General features: G+C 65.4%; 20 protein-coding genes. 12 read left to right on the forward strand and 8 right to left on the reverse strand.

The window, feature by feature from the left end:
• The first annotated feature begins 70 nt into the window (after positions 1 to 70).
• The 7 genes from cyoA to BLR19_RS01635 all read left to right on the forward strand — a co-directional run bounded on the left by cyoA (position 71) and on the right by BLR19_RS01635 (position 6,955).
• Positions 71 to 1,300: a ubiquinol oxidase subunit II gene (gene cyoA / locus BLR19_RS01605; protein WP_255366370.1), complete on the forward strand. Its 1,230-nt coding sequence runs from the start codon at positions 71 to 73 to the stop codon at positions 1,298 to 1,300.
• 13 nt (positions 1,301 to 1,313) lie between these two features.
• Positions 1,314 to 3,317: a cytochrome o ubiquinol oxidase subunit I gene (gene cyoB / locus BLR19_RS01610; RefSeq protein ID WP_091746434.1), complete on the forward strand. Its 2,004-nt coding sequence runs from the start codon at positions 1,314 to 1,316 to the stop codon at positions 3,315 to 3,317.
• A 2-nt stretch (positions 3,318 to 3,319) separates the two neighbouring features.
• Positions 3,320 to 3,943 (forward strand): cytochrome o ubiquinol oxidase subunit III, encoded by a 624-nt coding sequence (cyoC, locus tag BLR19_RS01615; protein WP_091746437.1) that lies wholly within the window; start codon positions 3,320 to 3,322, stop codon positions 3,941 to 3,943.
• Positions 3,940 to 4,335 (forward strand): cytochrome o ubiquinol oxidase subunit IV, encoded by a 396-nt coding sequence (cyoD, locus tag BLR19_RS01620; RefSeq protein ID WP_082465001.1) that lies wholly within the window; start codon positions 3,940 to 3,942, stop codon positions 4,333 to 4,335. The genes cyoC and cyoD overlap by 4 nt, the downstream gene beginning before the upstream one ends.
• Positions 4,336 to 4,402: 67 nt before the next feature.
• Positions 4,403 to 5,101: an SURF1 family protein gene (locus tag BLR19_RS01625; protein ID WP_091746440.1), complete on the forward strand. Its 699-nt coding sequence runs from the start codon at positions 4,403 to 4,405 to the stop codon at positions 5,099 to 5,101.
• A complete protein-coding gene (locus BLR19_RS01630) occupies positions 5,098 to 6,429 on the forward strand; it encodes an ATP-binding protein (RefSeq protein WP_091746445.1) in 1,332 nt (443 codons plus the stop codon). Before BLR19_RS01625 ends, BLR19_RS01630 begins: the two co-directional genes overlap by 4 nt.
• A complete protein-coding gene (locus BLR19_RS01635) occupies positions 6,419 to 6,955 on the forward strand; it encodes a response regulator transcription factor (protein ID WP_091746448.1) in 537 nt (178 codons plus the stop codon). The genes BLR19_RS01630 and BLR19_RS01635 overlap by 11 nt, the downstream gene beginning before the upstream one ends.
• Here the strand turns inward: BLR19_RS01635 and BLR19_RS01640 are convergent.
• A complete protein-coding gene (locus BLR19_RS01640; RefSeq protein WP_091746452.1) occupies positions 6,952 to 7,389 on the reverse strand; it encodes an HIT family protein in 438 nt (145 codons plus the stop codon). The genes BLR19_RS01635 and BLR19_RS01640 overlap by 4 nt on opposite strands.
• Positions 7,390 to 7,497: 108 nt before the next feature.
• Between BLR19_RS01640 and BLR19_RS01645 the strand changes: the two genes are divergently transcribed.
• The gene (locus BLR19_RS01645; protein ID WP_091746456.1) at positions 7,498 to 7,854 is read left to right on the forward strand and encodes a phage holin family protein; all 357 of its coding nucleotides are present in this window, start codon (positions 7,498 to 7,500) and stop codon (positions 7,852 to 7,854) included.
• A 618-nt stretch (positions 7,855 to 8,472) separates the two neighbouring features.
• Here BLR19_RS01645 and cobS read toward each other — a convergent pair.
• The gene (cobS, locus tag BLR19_RS01650; protein WP_017504030.1) at positions 8,473 to 9,477 is read right to left on the reverse strand and encodes a cobaltochelatase subunit CobS; all 1,005 of its coding nucleotides are present in this window, start codon (positions 9,475 to 9,477) and stop codon (positions 8,473 to 8,475) included.
• Positions 9,478 to 9,536: 59 nt separating this feature from the next.
• On the reverse strand, positions 9,537 to 9,965 hold the full coding sequence (locus BLR19_RS01655; protein ID WP_091746459.1) for an organic hydroperoxide resistance protein: 429 nt from the start codon (positions 9,963 to 9,965) through the stop codon (positions 9,537 to 9,539).
• Between the two features lie 267 nt (positions 9,966 to 10,232).
• Here BLR19_RS01655 and BLR19_RS01660 point away from each other — a divergent pair, with 267 nt between their 5' ends.
• Together BLR19_RS01660 and prfB are read left to right on the forward strand one after the other, a co-directional pair.
• Entirely contained in the window at positions 10,233 to 12,647 is a 2,415-nt protein-coding gene (locus BLR19_RS01660) for a penicillin-binding protein 1A (RefSeq protein ID WP_091746462.1), read from the forward strand.
• A gap of 120 nt (positions 12,648 to 12,767) precedes the next feature.
• Positions 12,768 to 13,890 (forward strand): peptide chain release factor 2 gene (gene prfB / locus BLR19_RS01665; protein ID WP_143007321.1). Its coding sequence is split into 2 segments (ribosomal slippage): positions 12,768 to 12,836 and positions 12,838 to 13,890, totalling 1,122 coding nucleotides; the frame shifts between segments, so codons are not numbered across the junction.
• Between the two features lie 87 nt (positions 13,891 to 13,977).
• On the opposite strand, the gene BLR19_RS01670 is transcribed toward prfB, so the two are convergent.
• The 5 genes from BLR19_RS01670 to BLR19_RS01690 all read right to left on the reverse strand — a co-directional run bounded on the left by BLR19_RS01670 (position 13,978) and on the right by BLR19_RS01690 (position 17,160).
• The gene (locus BLR19_RS01670) at positions 13,978 to 14,523 is read right to left on the reverse strand and encodes a bactofilin family protein (protein WP_082465003.1); all 546 of its coding nucleotides are present in this window, start codon (positions 14,521 to 14,523) and stop codon (positions 13,978 to 13,980) included.
• A gap of 114 nt (positions 14,524 to 14,637) precedes the next feature.
• Positions 14,638 to 15,102, reverse strand: a complete 465-nt coding sequence (locus BLR19_RS01675) for a peroxiredoxin (RefSeq protein ID WP_091746464.1) — start codon at positions 15,100 to 15,102, stop codon at positions 14,638 to 14,640.
• Positions 15,102 to 16,355: a tyrosine--tRNA ligase gene (tyrS, locus tag BLR19_RS01680; RefSeq protein WP_091746466.1), complete on the reverse strand. Its 1,254-nt coding sequence runs from the start codon at positions 16,353 to 16,355 to the stop codon at positions 15,102 to 15,104. The genes BLR19_RS01675 and tyrS overlap by 1 nt, the downstream gene beginning before the upstream one ends.
• A 332-nt stretch (positions 16,356 to 16,687) precedes the next feature.
• Positions 16,688 to 16,891, reverse strand: coding sequence for a hypothetical protein (locus tag BLR19_RS01685; protein ID WP_091746468.1), 204 nt, complete (start codon positions 16,889 to 16,891; stop codon positions 16,688 to 16,690).
• Between the two features lie 80 nt (positions 16,892 to 16,971).
• The gene (locus BLR19_RS01690) at positions 16,972 to 17,160 is read right to left on the reverse strand and encodes a hypothetical protein (protein WP_091746470.1); all 189 of its coding nucleotides are present in this window, start codon (positions 17,158 to 17,160) and stop codon (positions 16,972 to 16,974) included.
• A 71-nt stretch (positions 17,161 to 17,231) separates the two neighbouring features.
• Here BLR19_RS01690 and BLR19_RS01695 point away from each other — a divergent pair, with 71 nt between their 5' ends.
• Both BLR19_RS01695 and BLR19_RS01700 read left to right on the forward strand, forming a co-directional pair.
• The gene (locus tag BLR19_RS01695; RefSeq protein WP_091749036.1) at positions 17,232 to 17,738 is read left to right on the forward strand and encodes a DOMON-like domain-containing protein; all 507 of its coding nucleotides are present in this window, start codon (positions 17,232 to 17,234) and stop codon (positions 17,736 to 17,738) included.
• The gene (locus BLR19_RS01700; RefSeq protein ID WP_091746473.1) at positions 17,735 to 18,937 is read left to right on the forward strand and encodes an exo-beta-N-acetylmuramidase NamZ family protein; all 1,203 of its coding nucleotides are present in this window, start codon (positions 17,735 to 17,737) and stop codon (positions 18,935 to 18,937) included. Before BLR19_RS01695 ends, BLR19_RS01700 begins: the two co-directional genes overlap by 4 nt.
• The last annotated feature ends 48 nt before the right edge of the window (positions 18,938 to 18,985 follow it).

An 18,985-nucleotide genomic window follows, 5' to 3' on the forward strand; every position in this document is an offset into this window, starting at 1 on the left:
TCCCGCCGCCTACGAACGCCAACCGTCGCGGCGCCTCCCCTTCGCCCGACGCTTTTCGATTGGATCCGCCTTGCGCCGTCTGCGCCTTCTTTTGCTCGCGCCCATCGTGGCCCTGCTGTCGGCCTGCAACCTGGTCGTCCTCAACCCTGCCGGCGACGTCGCGTCCCAGCAGGGCGATCTGCTGATGATCTCGACCCTGCTGATGCTGATCATCATCGTGCCAGTGATGGGTCTGATCGTCTTCTTCGCCTGGAAGTATCGGGCGTCGAACAAGGAGGCCGAGGCCGACTACCGTCCCGATTGGGACCACTCCACGTCACTGGAGTTGGTCATCTGGGCCGCGCCGCTGATGATCATCATCTGCCTGGGCGCCCTGACCTGGGCCGGCACGCACCTGCTGGACCCGTACCGTCCGATCGACCGGATCAAGCCGGGCCAGGCCGTCGAGGAAAGCGTCGAGCCGTTGCAGGTCAACGTCGTCGCGCTCGACTGGAAGTGGATGTTCATCTACCCACAATACGGCGTCGCCACCGTCAATGAACTGGCCGCGCCGGTTGACCGTCCGATCCGTTTCCACATCACCTCGTCCTCGGTGATGAATAGCTTCTACATTCCCGCCCTGGCCGGTCAGATCTACGCCATGCCGGGCATGGAAACGAAGCTGCACGCCGTCATCAATCGTCCGGGCGAATATGAAGGCTTCTCGGCCAACTATTCCGGCGACGGCTTCTCGCACATGCGCTTCGCCTTCCACGGCCTGGATCAGTCCGGGTTCGACCAATGGATCGCCGGCGTTCGCCAGGGCGGCCGGACGCTGGACCGCGATCGCTATCTGGAGCTGGAAAAGCCCAGCGAGAAGGTGCCGGTCATGCGCTTCGGCGCCGTGGATGGCGCGCTGTGGGACGCGATCCTCAACATGTGCGTCGAGCCGGGCAAGATGTGCATGGGCGAGATGATGGCCATCGACAAACAGGGCGGCCTGTCCATGGCGTCGGTGCGCAACACCATGCCGCTGGTCTATGACAAATACGCCGGTCGCGGAAAATCGCCCGCCTACTTCGGCTCCAACGACAGCTACGTCATGACGATCTGCACCCCGCTGCAGGCCGAGGCCGCCGCCGCCGACCGCATGCGCCGCGCCGAACTGGATACGGTCGCCGGACCGACCAGCCTGGAGCGCCTCACCGGGCAGGGGTTGTCGCCCGGTCAGACACCGATGGCCTCGCTGACGACGCTGGCCCGCAATCCCTTCGCCACGGGGCCGGTTCCGACCGACGTCCGTTCCGCCCCCAACGCCTGAGCGAACCAAGTCGATGAACGCTGATCAACTCATTCCGCTAATCTTCGGGCGCCTCACGCTTGAGGCTCTGCCGTTGCACGAGCCGATCTTGGTCGTGACCATGTCGGTCGTGCTGCTGGGCGGTCTCGCCCTGTTTGGCACCCTGACCTATTTCAAGCTGTGGGGCTATCTCTGGAAGGAATGGTTCACCACGGTGGACCACAAAAAGATCGGGATCATGTACATGATCCTGGGTCTGATCATGTTCGTGCGCGGCTTCGCCGACGCCATAATGATGCGCCTGCAACAGGCGATGGCCTTCGGCGGGTCCGAGGGTTACCTGAACGCGCACCACTATGACCAGATCTTCACCGCCCACGGCGTGATCATGATCTTCTTCGTGGCCATGCCGCTGGTGACGGGCATCATGAACTATGTCGTGCCGCTGCAGATCGGCGCGCGCGATGTGTCCTTCCCCTTCCTGAACAACTTCAGCTTCTGGATGACCACGGCCGGCGCCATCATCGTCATGGCCTCGCTGTTCGTGGGCGAGTTCGCGCGCACCGGCTGGCTGGCCTATCCGCCGCTGTCGGGCATCGGTTACAGTCCCGGCGTCGGCGTCGACTATTACATATGGGCGCTGCAGATCGCGGGGGTGGGGACGACACTGTCCGGCATCAACCTGATCGCGACCATCGTGAAGATGCGCGCGCCCGGCATGGGCATGATGAAGATGCCGGTCTTCACCTGGACCTCGCTGTGCACCAACGTACTGATCGTGGCGTCCTTCCCGGTCCTGACCGCCGTCCTGGCCTTGCTGACTCTGGACCGTTACGTCGGCACCAACTTCTTCACGAACGACTTCGGCGGCAACCCGATGATGTACGTGAACCTGATCTGGATCTGGGGTCACCCCGAGGTTTACATCCTGATCCTGCCGCTGTTCGGCGTCTTCTCGGAGATCGCCTCGACCTTCTCGGGCAAGAAGCTGTTCGGCTATACCTCCATGGTCTACGCCACGGTCGTCATCACGATCCTGTCCTACCTGGTCTGGCTGCACCACTTCTTCACCATGGGCTCGGGCGCCTCGGTGAACAGCTTCTTCGGCATCACGACGATGATCATCTCGATCCCGACGGGCGCGAAGATCTTCAACTGGCTGTTCACGATGTACCGTGGGCGCATCCGGTTCGAGCTGCCGATGATGTGGCTGGTCGCCTTCATGCTGACCTTCGTGATCGGCGGGATGACGGGCGTGTTGCTGGCGGTGCCGCCGGCCGACTTCGTGCTGCACAACTCGCTGTTCCTGGTGGCCCACTTCCACAACGTCATCATCGGCGGCGTGCTGTTCGGCCTGTTCGCGGCGATCAACTTCTGGTGGCCAAAGGCCTTCGGCTTCAAGCTGGACAAGAAGTGGGGCTTGATCAGCTTCTGGTGCTGGGTGCCCGGCTTCTGGCTGGCCTTCCTGCCGCTGTATGTGCTGGGCCTGATGGGCGTGACGCGCCGGATGCGGGTGTTCGACGATCCCTCGCTGCAAATCTGGTTCGTCATCGCGGCCATCGGCGCCGGCGTCATCGCCCTGGGCATCGCGGCGATGTTCATCCAGTTCGCCGTGTCGATCATCAACCGCGACAAGCTGCGCGACACCACGGGCGACCCGTGGGGCGGCCGCACGCTGGAGTGGGCGACCTCGTCGCCGCCGCCGGCCTACAACTTCGCCGCCACGCCCTACGTCCATGACGCCGACGCCTGGTGGGACATGAAGAAGCAGGGCTATCAGCGTCCGCTGAGCGGCTACAAGGCGATCCACATGCCCTCGAACACCGGGGCGGGGATCATCATCTCGGGCCTGTGCCTGGTGATGGGGCTGGCCTTGATCTGGTACATCTGGTGGCTGGCCGCCATCAGCTTCATCGGGGTGCTGGCCGTCTCGATCGGCCATACCTTCAACTACAAGCGCGACTATTACATCCCCGAGGATGAGGTCCGCGCGACAGAAGAGGCGCGCACCCGCGCCCTGGCCGGAACGGAGGCCTGATCATGAGCGCGACTGCGACCGAGATCGACCGGACCGTCTTCCACCTGGAAGAGGAGCCGCACCACGAGGAAGGCTCCAGCACCATGCTGGGCTTCTGGCTCTATCTGATGAGCGACTGCCTCATCTTTGCGATGCTGTTCGCCGTGTTTGGCGTGCTGGGCGGCAACTACGCCGCCGGGCCGGGGCCCAAGGAGCTGTTCGACCTGGAGCTGGTGGCGATCAACACCGCCATGCTGCTGTTCTCGTCGATCACCTATGGCTTCGCCATGCTGGCGATGGATCGAAACAAGCAGCGTCAGACGCTCGTTTGGCTGGCGATCACCGGCCTGTTCGGCCTGGCGTTCCTGGGGATCGAACTCTACGAGTTCGCGCACCTGATCCATGAGGGCGCGACGCCGCAACGCAGCGCCTTCCTGTCGGCCTTCTTCACCCTGGTGGGCACCCACGGCCTGCACGTCACCTTCGGCATCATCTGGCTGGTGACGCTGATGGTTCAGGTCAGCATGAAGGGCCTGATCCCCGCCAACAAACGCCGCCTGATGTGCCTGTCGATGTTCTGGCACTTCCTGGACGTCATCTGGATCGGCGTCTTCACCTTCGTCTATCTGCTGGGCATGCTGCGATGAGCGCCGACATGAACGACCATTCGCCGGAGTCTCACGAGACCGACCACCTGGGCCACGAGGGGCACAATCACGGCTCCTTCAAGAGCTACATGATCGGCTTCGTGCTGTCAGTGATCCTGACGGCCATCCCGTTCGCCCTGGTCATGACCGGCGTCCTGCCGACCCAGGCGACGGCCCTGATCGTCATGGGCTTCGCCGTGGTGCAGATCGTGGTGCACATGATCTACTTCCTGCACATGAACTCCAAGTCCGAGGGCGGCTGGATCATGCTGGCGCTGATCTTCACGATCATCGTGGTGGTCATCGCCCTGTCGGGTTCGCTGTGGGTCATGTACCACCTGAACACCAACATGATGCCCATGACGCACGACATGGCGCAGATGGGCGGCTGAGGTCGAGATCACGGACCCGTCCTCAGTCCCGGCCGGCGGCAAGGCCAGACGTTCGCGATCCTTCCGCATGGCTGTCGTGGTCGCGGGCCTGGCGTTGTTCGTCGGCTTTCTGGCGCTGGGCGGGTGGCAGGTTCAGCGCCTGGCCTGGAAGACCAATCTGATCGCCCAGGTCGATGCGCGCGTCCACGCGGCCGCCGTTCCAGCGCCTGGCCCGACCCAATGGGCCGGCGTGACGCGCGACAAGGATCAGTACCGCCGCGTCACGGTTCAGGGTCGATTCCTGCACGACAAGGAAACCCTGGTTCAGGCGGTGACCGACGCCGGCGGCGGCTTCTGGGTCATGACGCCCCTGCTTGACGACCGGGGCTTCACCGTCCTGATCAATCGCGGCTTTGTGCCCGCAGGCCGACGCGATCCGGCCGTCCGCGCCGATGGTCAGGTCGGCGGGCCGCAGAGTGTGACGGGACTGCTCCGGATCACCGAGCCCAAGGGCGGCTTCCTGCGCGCCAATGATCCCGCCGGTGATCGCTGGCGCTCTCGTGACGTCGCGGCGATCGCTGCGCGGCGCGGCCTGTCGACTGTCGCGCCTTATTTCATTGATGCGGACGCCAGCCCGAACCCAGGCGGATGGCCGCGCGGAGGGCTGACGGTGATCCGCTTCGCCAACAGCCATCTGGTCTATGCCTTGACCTGGTTCGGCATGGCGCTGCTGACCCTGGTCGGTCTTTGGCTGTTCCTGCGCGACCGCAGGCGCAACAGGTCGTGACGACGACAACTGTACAGAGGCTGCTGGGCCTGGGGCTCAGAGGCGGGGTCGCGACCCACGGCGGCGCCAACCGCCGCAACATGCTTCTGCTGATCCAGCTGCGGTGGTTGGCGGTCGCCGGACAGGTGGCGACGATCCTGCTGGTCCAATATGTGATGCGGATCCCGCTGCCGGTGCTGTGGCTGTTGGCGGCGCCGGCGGGTCTGGTGCTGGTCAATCTGGTCAGCGCGCCTTTGACCGTGCGCCGGCAGGAGGTCGAGGACCAGGCGCTGATGATCGCCCTCTTGGCGGATGTGGCGGCGCTGACCTGGCTGCTGTTTCTGACCGGGGGCGCGGCCAATCCGTTCGTGGCGCTGTACCTGCTGCAAGTCGTCTTGGGAGCGGTGCTTTTGGCGCCGGTCTATGCCTGGGCGCTGATCGCCATCACCAGCCTGTGTTTCGCCGGGCTGGGCCTGCATTCCCGCCCGCTGAACCTGCCGCCGGCGCGCGAGGACTCGCTGCTCAGCCTCTACCTTCAGGGCAGTTTGATCTGTTTCGTGCTGATGGCCGTGCTGCTGGTGCTGTTCGTCACCCGGATCAGCCAGAACCTGCGCGAGCGCGACGCCTCCATGGCCGCCCTGCGCCAGCAGACGGCCGAACATGATCATATCGTCCGCATGGGCCTGCTGGCGTCGGGCGCGGCCCATGAGCTGGGAACGCCGCTGGCTTCGCTGTCGGTGATCCTCAGCGACTGGAAGCGGATGCCGGCCCTGACCCAGGACGCCGACCTGGCCCAGGACATGACGGTGATGCGGGCCGAGGTCGAACGCTGCAAGGCCATCGTCACCGGTATCCTGATGTCGGCCGGCGAGGCGAGGGGACAGGCGCCTGAGCGCACGACCCTGCGGGCTTTCGTCGCCGATGTGGTGGCCAGCTGGAGCGGCGACGGTGTCGCGGTGCAGATCCGCGACGAGCTGGCCCAGAACCCGTCAATCATCGCCGACCCCGCCCTGCGTCAGGTGCTGGGCGTGCTATTCGACAATGCGGTCGAGGCCGGAGCGAGCCGCATCACCGTGACCACGACGCGCACGGACCAAGATTTCGGCATCGCGGTCCGCGACGACGGACCAGGCTTTCCGCCGGCGATCCTTCAGGCGTGGGGCAAGCCCTACAATTCCACCAAGCCCAGGCCCGGCGCGGGTCTCGGGCTCTTTCTGCTTATGAATGTGATCCGGTCGCTTGGCGGTCGGGTAGAAGCCTCCAATCCCCCGGCGGGCGGCGCAGAAGTGCGTCTGACCCTGCCGCTTTCGGCGTTGGCTCCGACGGACGAGATCGCGCATGACCGATGACGCCAGATTGCTGCTGATCGTCGAGGACGACGAATCGTTCTCGACCACCCTGCGACGCTCGTTCGAACGGCGTGGCTATACGGTCGTCAGCGCCGCCAGTCCCGACCAGATGACCGAGGTGCTGAAGACGCATCGCCCCGGCTATGCGGTCGTCGATCTGAAGCTGGGCGGGCATTCCGGCCTGACCTGCGTCGAGGCTCTTCACGCTTTCGATCCCGAGATGAACATCGTCGTCCTGACCGGCTTCGCCAGCATCGCCACGGCGGTGGAGGCGATCAAGCTGGGCGCCCGGCACTATCTGGCCAAGCCCGCCAGCACCGATGACATCGAAGCCGCCTTCGGCCGGGCCGACGGCGACGCCGAGACGCCCCTGGGCACGCGCCCGACCTCGATCAAGACGCTGGAATGGGAGCGGATCCACGAGACGCTGGTGGAGACCGACTTCAACATCTCGGAGGCGGCGCGGCGGCTGGGCATGCACCGCCGCACCCTGGCGCGAAAGCTGGAAAAGCGCCGCGTCACCTAGTCCAGTTCGGCCGCGATTCGGTCGGCCAGCGCCCGTAAGGTCGCCGTATCCGCCATCGGCGCATGGCCGTGACCCTTCATCTGGCGATCGGCCCAACGCGGCACGATGTGGAAATGCAGATGGAAGACCGTCTGGCCGCCCGCCTCGCCGTTGAACTGCAGGATCGACAGGCCTTCGGGCTTCAGCGCTTTCTCGATCGCCTTGGCCGTGCGTTGCAGGGCGGCGGTCACGCGGGCCAGCACCTCGGGCTCGATCTCCAGCAGATTACGCGCCTGGGACTGTTTGGCGATGATCAGCACGTGGCCTTCGGACTGGGGAAACACGTCCATGAACGCCAGGACGTGGTCGTCCTCCCACACCTTCACCGACGGAATGTCGCCGCGCAGGATCTTGGCGAAGATGTTGTTCGGGTCATAGTCGCCGTGCAGGCTCATGGGCGGTCTCCGTGCGGTTCGGACCTTCGATAGCAGCGCCGTCCGCAAAGGGGGAGCCTTCGTCAACGTCGTGCATTATGGTCACGCTTGAACGTCACGAGGGCCGTCATGATCCGTTTCATCATCCAAGCGCTGGTCACCATGGCGGGCCTGTGGTTGTCCGCCCGGATCGTGCCGGGCGTGGATTTCACCAGCACCGGGTCGCTGATCGCGGCCGCCATCATCCTGGGTCTGGTCAACGCCTTTGTGCGGCCGATCCTGGTTGTGCTGACTTTCCCGATCACCGTGGTGACCCTGGGACTGTTCCTGCTGGTCGTGAACGCCGCCATGATCGGGCTGACGTCAGTGTTCCTGGACGGCTTCCGTGTCGACGGCCTGTGGGCCGGCATCGGCGCGGCCATCGTGACCGGTGTTGTGAGCTGGATCGCCGGCGCCTTCATCGGCGGGGAAGAGGGGCGGGGCTAACTTCTCCAACAGCTCGACATGGTGATGCAAGCCCGAGAAGATTCAAAACCTCAGTTCGGCCGGTCTGGGCTTGCTTCCTGACGCCCGCGGAAAAGCATATCTGTCGTCGCTCGGGCCCTTTGTTCGATAAGTCGCTGACGATCGGGATCGGGGTGGGGCTCCTGCGTGGTCGCCCAGCGTGCTCCGGCCGGCGCCGCCAAATCACGGCATACGCTCAGCGTAAGGCCCCGCTGGTAGGCGTTTGCATTACGCTTTCGGCGATCGGCTTCCCCAGTGACACTGGCCGTTTCGACGGGCGTGAACGTATTTGACTTCCATTGCGCCGGCGGGACCGGCACGGGGCGACCGTTTTCGATGATCCGAATGGAGCTGGGCTCTTCCCAGATCGTGTAGGCCGCAAATGGCTCGATCGTGTCCGCATGCTGCACAAGACCACAAATAACCCGTCCGCCGTTTCGAACGTCACGGGCAGTGTGCTCAAGGATGACTGCGGAAGGTCGCTTTTCGAAGACTGTCTGAAGGATGGCCTCGTCCGATGGTCGGGGCGGACGAGTGGTCTCCGTAGCCGAAGCCTGGCTAGCCATGATCACGATAGAAATCGCCGCCAGAAACATTGGCTTATCCCACCTTCACCCGCGTCGCCGCCTCGGGCAGGTCCTCGCCGAAGGCGCGCTGGTAGAACTCAGCGATGGTCGGGCGTTCCAGCTCGTCGCACTTGTTCAGGAAGGTCAGGCGGAAGCTGAGGCCCAGGTCGTCGTTGAAGATCTGGGCGTTCTGGGCCCAGGTGATGACGGTGCGGGGCGACATGACTGTCGAGATGTCGCCGTTCATGAAGGCGTTGCGGGTCATGTCGGCGACGCGGACCATGGCGGCGATGCGGCGGCGGCCCTCGGCGTCCTTCCACTCGGGCACCTTGGCGGCGACGATCTCGGCCTCCACGTCGTGATCGAGATAGTTCAGCGTGGTGACGATGTTCCAGCGATCCAGCTGGGCCTGATTGATCTGCTGCGCGCCGTGATACAGGCCCGTGGTGTCGCCCAGGCCGATGGTGTTGGTCGTGGCGAACAGGCGGAAATAGCGGTTCGGGCGGATGACGCGGTTCTGGTCCAGCAGGGTCAGGCGACCCTGGGCCTCCAGCACGCGCTGGATCACGAACATCACGTCGGGCCGGCCGGCGTCGTATTCGTCGAAGACCAGGGCGATGGGGCGTTGCAGCGACCAGGGCAGGATGCCCTCGCGGAACTCGGTGATCTGCTTGCTGTCCTTCAGGACGATGGCGTCCTTGCCGATCAGGTCGATCCGGCTGACGTGGCTGTCCAGGTTCACGCGAACCAGCGGCCAGTTCAGGCGGGCGGCGACCTGTTCGATGTGGGTAGATTTGCCGGTGCCGTGATAGCCCTGAACCATCACGCGGCGGTCGAAGGCGAAGCCGGCGCAGATGGCGATCGTCGTCTGGGGATCGAAGCGATAGGCCTCGTCGATCTCGGGAACATGGCTGTCGCGCTCGTCGAAGGCGGGCACGGTCATGTCGCTGTCCACACCGAAGGCTTCGCGCAGGGTCACGCGGCGATGCGGTTCGAGCGTCAGCAGGGGATCGGGGGAGGCGTCGAGCGGGGAGGTCATGGACCTCATCTAGAGGCGCCGCGCGCGCGGCTCAACACGCGCGCGGCCCTTGGGGTCGGTTATTTCGCGCTCAGGCGAACATCGACGTTGTTGCGGGTGGCGTTGGAGTAGGGGCAGACCTGGTGCGCCTTTTCGATCAGGTCGTCGATGACGGCCTGGTCCAGACCGTGGTCGGTGACGGTCAGGTCCACGTCGAGGTTGAAGCCTTCACCCTTGCTGTTCTTGCCGAAACCGACACCGGCAGTGACCTTGGTGTCGGGGCCCACGGGCGTGCCGGCCTTGCCGCTGACCAGACGCAGCGCGCCGAGGTAGCAGGCGGCGTATCCGGTGGCGAACAACTGCTCAGGATTTGTGCCGTCGCCGCCCTTGCCGCCCATCTCTCTCGGCGTCGACAGTTTGACGTCGATCTTGCCGTCATCGGTGGCGGATCGGCCGTCCTCACGGCCTCCGCCCGATGCCGTCGATTGGGCGCGATACAGAACTTCCATGGCAGGCTCCTTGGGTTGGGATGCTTGAGATGGGAGCTTAACGGCGGACGGGAAGGGGGCGTTGCATCGCGGCTAGAGCCTGATCCGCTTGAGTTGAAGCGCCTCGCGCTTCGACGTAGCGGTGAATCAGGCTCCAGGTTCAAGCGAGACCTTGATTCACGGCTTCAGCGGAATCGCGGAGCGATTCCTCCCCAGCCGATCAAGGTCTAGCCATCGGCGGGCGACGCGGGCTAAAGCACCTGCTGGGGCGCGTCGTCGGAGTACGCAGTGAAGATTGCCGAACGCTGGTTCGTGTGGGCGGGCATGGTTCTGCTGGGCGGCATCGCCCTGGCGGGGTTGGTCGTGGCCGTCTATGCGGCGTGGCTGTTCCACGACCTGCCCGATGCGTCGGAGCTGGCGGACTATCGCCCGCCGACCGCGACGCGCGTCTATGCTGGCGACGGCACCCTGATCGGCGAGTTTTCGGATGAGCGCCGGATTTATGTCTCCTACGACCAGATTCCTCAGCCGGTGATCCACGCCTTCCTGGCGGCTGAAGATCGCAACTTCTTCCAGCATGGCGGCATCGACGTGGGCGGCATCGGCCGCGCGTCGCTGAAGAACGTCTTCAACCTGGCGTCGGGACGTCGATTGGAAGGCGGTTCGACCATCACCCAGCAGGTGGCCAAGAATGTCCTGCTGACCAACGAATCCAGCCTGAACCGCAAGCTGAAAGAAGCCATCCTGGCCAATCGCCTGGAGGCGACCCTATCCAAGGAGCAGATCCTCGAACTGTATCTGAACGAGATCTTCCTGGGCTATCGCTCGTTCGGCATCGCTTCGGCGGCCTACAACTATTTCGGCAAGTCGCTGGCGCAGCTGACGCCTGACGAAGCCGCCTTCCTGGCGTCCCTGCCCAAGGGACCGAACAACTATCACCCCAAGCGTCACCCCGGCGCGGCCAAGGGCCGTCGTGACTGGGTACTGGGCGAGATGGAGCAGAGCGGGTGGCTGACGTCTGAGCAACTGGTCCAGGCCCGCGCCAAGCCTCTGGTCACGCGCGATGCGCCGCAACGGTCGGATTACAAGGACGCCGACTTCTTCGTCGAGGAGGCGCGGCGCCAGGCCGCCGCCAACCCGCAGTTCGGCGAGCAGCTGCGCGCCGGCGGCTTCTATATGCGCACCACCCTGGACCCGACGCTGCAGACGGCGGCGCGCCGGGCCCTGATGCAGGGGCTTGAGAATTATGACCGTCGTCACGGCTGGCGCGGCGGGTGGGGCACGACCGACTTCGCCGACGGCTGGCAGGCGGTCGCGCTGAAGGAACAGGCGCCGCCCGAGCGCCGCAGCTGGCAGGCCGCCGCCATCGAAAGCGTCAGCGGCAACACGGTCCGCATCCGCACCGCCCGTGACGACAAGTCCGGCACGCTGCTGGCGTCGGACGCGGCCTGGGCCAACGCCAATCGTCAGCTGAAACGCGGCGAACTGATCTTCGTGGAGCCGCAGGGCGGCCAATTCGCCCTGAAGCAGGTGCCGCGCGTCAACGGCGCGCTGGTCGCCATCGAGCCGCAGTCCGGCCGCGTGCTGGCGATGGTCGGCGGCTATTCCTATGCGCTGTCCAGCTTCAACCGGGCGACCCAGGCGCGCCGCCAACCCGGTTCGGCCTTCAAACCGTTCGTCTATGCGACGGCGCTGGAGGGCGACTTCACCCCCGCCTCGATCGTGCTGGATGCGCCGATCAGCTTCGCCGGCGGTCCCAACGGCACGCGCTGGACGCCCGAGAATTACAGTCGGCAATACTATGGCCCTCAGACGCTGCGGCGAGGGCTGGAACTGTCGCGCAACGTCATGACGGTGCGGCTGGCCCAGTCGGTCGGCATGAAGAAGATCGTGGATCAGTCGGCCAAGATGGGTCTGCCGGGCATGACGCCGAACCTGTCGGTGTCGCTGGGCGCTGGCGAGGTCACGCCGCTTGAGATCACGGCCGCCTATTCCGCCTTCGCCAACGGCGGGCGGCGGGTGACGCCCTATCTGATCGACTATGTTCAGGACCGCGACGGCGAGACCATCTTCCGCGCCGACAACCGCAGCTGCCGCGAATGCGGACGCGGCTTCTCGGGCCAGGAGTCGCCGCGCCTGCAGCAGCGCGGAACGCAGGTAATCGACCCCATCACCGCCTACCAAATGAGCTCCATGCTGGAAGGCGTCGTTCAGCGGGGCACCGCGGCCAGCGCGCGCGGCCTGGGGCCCTGGGTCGCGGGCAAGACCGGCACGACCAACGAATATCGCTCGGCCTGGTTCGTGGGCTTCACCACCGACATCGTGGTCGGCGTCTTCATCGGCTTTGATGACAACCGCTCTCTGGGATCCGGAGAAGCCGGCGCCTCGGCCGCCGTGCCGGTCTTCACGGAGTTCATGCAGACCGCCTTGAAGGAAAGGCCGGCTCGCCCGTTCGTGCGGCCCAAGAACGCCATCTTCCGCACCGTCAACGGCATCGAGGAGGCCTTCCGCCCTGGCACCGAACGCCAGGCCCCGCCACCGCGCCCGACCGGCCCGGCCCAGCCTGTCGGACCGCAGAACTACTATGAGGTGATCCGCCGCGAGCAGGAGGCCGCCAGCGGCGCGCCCGCCTCGTCGCCCGCGCCCACCGCGCCGCCGCCGCCCAAGAAGGCGCCGGCCGAGGACTTGAGCGGATTGTACTGAAGCTCTAGGTAGGGCTTTCGAACGGCGCGTCCTCGTGGCGCGCCGTTTTCCATTAATCCTGCCCTGTTGCGTGGCCTGCGGGCCGCGCTGCTTGGGGGCGTTGTGTCGCTGGAGATTGCGATGAGACCGGATGTCGAGGCCATGAAGGCCGACATCGAGCAGAGCGTCGCTCTGCTCAGGAGGCGTCTTTGACTGGGATGTCGCTCTAAGAAAGCTCGATGAGCTGAATGCGCGCGTCGAAGATCCGACGCTTTGGGACAAGCCCGACGAGGCCCAGGCCGTCAGCCGCGAACGCTCGCAGTTGGAAGGCAAGATCAACACCGTCAAGGCGATGGAGCAGGACCTCGAAGACGGGGTGATGCTGGCCGAGATGGCGGACGAGGAAGGCGACGAGGACGCGCTGGAAGACGCTCGTGCGTCGCTGCGCGGCATCAAGGAACGCGCCGCCCGCGCCGAGCTGGAAGCCCTGTTGTCCGGCGAGGCTGATGGCAACGACGCCTATCTGGAAGTGAACTCCGGCGCCGGCGGCACCGAGTCGAACGACTGGGCCGGCATGCTGCTGCGCATGTACTCCCGCTGGGCCAAGGCGCACGGCTACGAGGTCACGATCGAAGCGCACGAAGAGGGCGAGCAGGCGGGGGTCAAGTCGGCCACCATCCTGATCGAAGGGCCCAACGCCTATGGCTGGCTGAAGTCGGAATCGGGCGTGCACCGCCTGGTCCGCATCAGCCCCTATGACGCGGCGGCCAAGCGCCACACCAGCTTCGCCTCCATCGGGGTGTCGCCGGTCGTGGACGACGCGATCGAGATCGACATCAACCCCTCGGACGTGCGCACCGACACCTATCGCGCCTCGGGCGCCGGCGGTCAGCACATCAACAAGACCGACTCAGCCGTGCGCCTGACGCACACCCCGACCAACACCGTCGTGGCCTGCCAGGCCGGCCGGTCGCAGCACCAGAACCGCGAGATGGCCTGGAAGATGCTGCGCGCGCGCCTGTACGAGCTGGAACTGCAGAAGCGTGAGGCGGCGGCTCAGGCGCTGGCCGACGCCAAGACCGACATCGGGTGGGGCCACCAGATCCGCTCCTACGTCCTGCAGCCCTATCAGATGGTGAAGGACCTGCGGACCGAGGTCGAGACCTCGGACACCCAGGGGGTTCTGGACGGCGACCTGGACGCCTTCATGGGTGCGGCCCTGGCCCAGCGGGTCGGCGAGACCCGCGGATCGAGCGTGGAATGACGGAAAAGGGCGGCTCTCTGGAGCCGCCCTTTTTTGTTTAGCCTACCGGCCTTGCGGACGACTTGAGCCCGTTCGCACTCGACGCGGTCAGGCGGCGGTCTTGTCGGCCTTGTCAGCCTTCGGCGCGGGGGCTTCCAGCATGGCGGCGCCGGGGGTGTCGCGCTTGGCCTGATTGCAGCGGCCCTGGAACCAGGCGCCCTGGTCGATGGCGAGTTGCTCTTGCGTGATGTCGCCCTCGACGCGGGCGGTGGCGTGCAGCTTGACCTGTTTGGCGACGATGGCGCCCGAGACGCGGCCGCGCACGTCAAGGACGTCGGCATGGACCGTGCCCTCGACCGAGCCGCCTTCGCCGATCACGACGCGCGAGACGCGGACGTCGCCCTTCAGCGAGCCGTCGACCTGAAGCTCGCCGGCGCCGGAGATGTTGCCTTCGTATTTCACGCCGGCCGACAGGGTCGACAAGTTGCTCGACCGGGCCGCCGGACGGGCCGGTTCGGGCGCGCGCGGCGCAGGCGTCGTGGCGGGCAGAGATGGCGTGCTCGCAGCCGTCGGCGTGGGCGTGGTCGGTTCGGGCGCCGGGGGGATGCCCAGGCCGTTCGATCCGCTGTCGTAGGATTTGCTCTTGGTGAACATGGTGCGCTCCGCATCTGCCAGCCAAGGCCGGCCAAGCCCCTATTAGCCCCGACGCCCACTAGGCCGTGCAGGAGGGGCCAAGGTCAAGCATCGCTTCCGAACGGCGCTCGCTGATCACAGGGCCCTGGCGGCCTCCAGCACGGCGGCGGCGTGGTCGGCGACCTTCACATTGCGCCAGGCCTTGGCGACGCGGCCCTCGGCGTCGATCAGGAAGGTGGCCCGCTCGATGCCCATATATTCGCGGCCATAAAGCTTTTTCTGCACCCAGACGCCCCAGGCCTCGCATGCGGCGCCGTCCTCGTCGGAGGCCAGGGTGACGGCGAGATCGTATTTGGCCTTGAACCGGTCGTGCTTCTTCACCGTGTCCTTGGACACGCCGATGACCGGAACGCCCAGAGCGGCGAAGTCGGGCGCCAGGGCGGTGAAGTCCTGAGCCTCACGCGTGCAGCCGGTCGTGTCGTCCTTGGGATAGAAATAGACGACGGCGGGCCTGCCCTTGAGGGCGGCGAGGGTGACGCGGCCGCCGCCGTCCGTGGGCAGGTCGAGGGCGGGCGCGTTTTGGCCTTCGGCGGCGGACATCAGACGGGCCTCACCAGAACGATCTTTTTCTTGCCGGCCGCGAGTTTGATGACGCCGTCCTTCAGGTCGGCTTCGGTCAGCAGTTGGGCCCCGTCGGACACCGAGGCGTCGTTCAGGCGCAGGCCTCCGTTTTGAGCCAGACGGCGGGCTTCGCCGTTGGAGGCGGTCAGGCCGGCCTTGGTGACGACGGCGGCGATCATGGCGCCGTAGACCTCGGCCGACGGCAGTTCGACGGTCGGCAGGTCGGCGGACAGCTGGCCTTTTTCGAAGTTGCTTTCGGCGGCGGCGCGCGCCTTTGCAGCCTCGTCCGCGCCATGCAGCAGGGTGGTCGCCGCATCGGCGAGGGCCTTCTTGGCGTCGTTGATCGCCGCGCCTTCCAGCGCTTCGTATTGCGCGATCTGTTCCAGGCTCAGGTCGGTGAACAGGCGCATGAAGCGGCCGACGTCGGCGTCTTCGGCGTTACGCCAGAACTGCCAGTAGTCGTAGGGGCTGAGTTGTTCGGCGTTCAGCCAGACGGCGCCCTGAGCGGTCTTGCCCATCTTGCCGCCCGACGCCGTGGTCAGCAGCGGCGTGGTCAGGCCGAAGGCGGCCTTCTGATCCACGCGGCGCACCAGATCCACGCCCGAGGTGATGTTGCCCCACTGGTCCGAACCGCCCATTTGCAGGGTGACCTTATGGCTGCGGTTGAGCTCCAGGAAGTCCACCGACTGCATCAGCATGTAGTTGAACTCAAGGAAGGTCATGGGCTGCTCGCGCTCCAGGCGCAGCTTGACCGAGTCGAAGCTCAGCATCCGGTTGACGGTGAAGTGGGTGCCGAAATCCCTCAGGAACTGGATGTAGCCGTAGCCGGACAGCCAGTCGTCATTGTTGACCATGACCGCATCGGTCGGTCCGTCGCCAAACGTCAGGAACTTGGCGAAGACCGTCTTGATGGTGTCGATGTTCGACTGGATCGTCTCTTCGGTCAGTTGCGGACGCGACGCATCCTTGCCGGTGGGGTCGCCGACCTTGGTCGTGCCGCCGCCCATCAGGACGATGGGCTTGCCGCCCGCCTGCTGAAGCCGGCGCAGCATCATGATCTGGATCAGGCTGCCGACGTGAAGCGACGGGGCGGTGGCGTCGAAGCCGATATAGCCCGGCACCACGCCCGCGGCGGCCGCCTCGTCCAGTTCGACGGGGTGGGTGATCTGATGGATGTAGCCGCGCGCCTGAAGCGTGCGCAGGAAGTCGGATTTGAAGGCGTGTTCGGTCATGGTGAGGCTGGGTTAGCAGGGATGACAGGGGTCGTCTTCCCCTAGTCGAGGCGGCGTCGGCTGTTCAGACGGCGCGGATGAAAAACACCGTCTAAAGTGTCTAATTCGTCTAATCTCAATCGGCGCGAAATTGCACGGCAACGCGAAACCGCGTGCAAAATGCAAGGTGGCGCAGTTCCAGGTAGAGCGGCTTTGGGCATGGCGCGCCCATTTTAGCGCCGTTTCAGGCCGCGATAGGTACGACGACGCTGCTGCGTCTCATGCCGCTGTAAATGCAGTCGATATTGCCCGCAGGTGCGCTGGCTGACGACTCATCGCCGAGCTGTCCGCCTTCAGGGAATTACCCGATTGAGGACCAGCGCAAAGAGGGCGACGACTACGGTCCATGTCAGGAAGACGGAAGACGGCTCGGACGATGTGCCGCTGACGACCAGGCAAGGCGTGAGCAGGCCCAAAAAGACGTGGAGGCGATCGTTAAAAAATTTGCGCTTCTCAGGGAAGGTCATCTGCGGACCGTAGGCGGAGGGTTTGGGCATATTGCGATGTTTCCACGGAGGTCCGACGCCCGCAAGGGTTGATGAGGCGTTGGGGAGAAAGTCGGAGGCCGGCTGTTGATCTAATGCGTGGGTTTGCGAAGGAGGTTTCGCTCGAGCAGCCACCAGGTGGCGTTCGCCAGAGACGCCCCGATGGCGCCGCAAAGCGCCACCGTCAGCATGTGCGGCAAAGGCGGGGGCGTGGCCTCGCTCACGAGCAACAGCGCAAAGGTGTAGGCCAATGTCAGCGCAAAGAGGACGAGGAACTTCATCTTCAGATTGTAGATGCGCCGCCTAGGTTGATGCAATCGACGACTTGGCCGGCTTGCGATACGAAGGCGCCATGCGCCTGCCCCTGATCCCGCACCCGATATCCAGCCCGGCCGGGCTGACGCTGGAGGTCGAAGCGCGGCGAGCCGGGCGGGTGTTGAGCCTGGAGTATGTGCTGGCCGGACCGGTGGAGGGGGTGTGGCGGCCGGAGACGGCGGCGCGGGTGCGGACGGATGGGCTGTGGCGGGCGACCTGTTTCGAGGCGTTTGTGCGGACGACAGGCGGCTATGTCGAATACAATCTGTCGCCTTCGGGGGCATGGGCGGCCTATCGGTTCGACGGCTATCGCGAGGGAATGCGGGATCTGGAGATGCCCGCGCCGTTCATCGTGACGCGGTCGGCGCCTGGACAGTTCGTGCTGACGGCGGACGTGACCTTGCCGGAGGATGCGGTCGGGGCGACGGGCTTGGCGGCGGTGATCCGGGGCATGGACGGGGCGATCGGCTATTGGGCGCTGGCGCATCCTTCGGATAAGCCGGACTTCCATCATCCCGACTCGTTCGCGCTGGACCTGACATGAACTTCGGCCTTGACCGCCTTTTGTCCGACGACGCCCTGAGGGCGCAGCTGAAGGGGCGACGCGTGGCCTTGCTGGCGCATCCGGCGTCGGTGACCAAAGACCTGACCCATGCGGTCGACGCCCTGGCCGCCTGTCCCGAGATCCGGTTGACCGCCGCCTTTGGCCCGCAGCACGGAATGAAGGGCGATCTGCAGGACAATATGATGGAGAGCCCGGATTATCGCGATCCGGTGCACGGCTTCCCGGTGTTCAGCCTGTACGGCGAGGTGCGGCGGCCGCGCGACGAATGGATGGCCGAGTTCGACGTGCTGCTGGTCGATCTGCAGGACCTGGGCTGCCGCATCTACACCTATGTGACGACGCTTCTGTACGTGCTGGAGGCGGCGGCGAAGCACGGCAAGTCGGTCTGGGTGCTGGACCGGCCCAATCCGGCGGGACGGCCGGTCGAGGGGATGACGTTGAAGCCCGGCTGGGAAAGCTTCGTCGGGGCCGGGCCGATGCCGATGCGGCACGGGATGACGATGGGCGAACTGGGCCTGTGGTTCATCGACCAGTTCAAGCTGGATATGGATTACCGGGTGGTGGGGATGCAGGGCTGGGCGCCCGAGGCGGCGCCCGGCTTCGGCTGGCCGCTTCTGGACCGGTCATGGATCAATCCCAGCCCCAATGCGCCGAACCTGTCGATGGCGCGCGCCTATGCGGGCACGGTGATGCTGGAAGGCGCGACCCTGTCGGAAGGGCGGGGGACGACACGGCCGCTGGAGCTGTTCGGGGCGCCGGATATCGACGCGCGGGCGGTGATCGCGGAAATGCAGGCGCTGGCGCCGGAATGGCTGGGCGGCTGCGTTCTGCGCGACATGTGGTTCGAGCCGACCTTCCACAAGCACGTCGGAAAGCTGTGCAGCGGGGTGCAGATCCACGTCGATCACCCCGGCTACGACCATGCGGCCTTCAAGCCGTGGCGGGTTCAGGCCCTGGGCTTCAAGGCGATCCGTCGGCTGTATCCCGACTATGACCTTTGGCGGGATTTTCCGTACGAGTATGCGTTCGGCAAACTGCCCATCGACGTGATCAACGGCGGACCGGGCCTGCGGGAATGGGTGGACGACGCCGGCGCGACGCCGGGCGATCTGGACGCCGCGACGCAACCGGACGAGGCCGCGTGGGAAGAGGCGCGGCGGCCGTTCCTGCTGTATTGAATCGCCATAACCAAAATCTATTGCGCATCTGCAAATAAGTGATTGGGC

The sequence above is a fragment of the Brevundimonas sp. 374 genome, from assembly GCF_900102995.1.
Taxonomy (GTDB): Bacteria; Pseudomonadota; Alphaproteobacteria; order Caulobacterales; family Caulobacteraceae; genus Brevundimonas; species Brevundimonas vesicularis_C.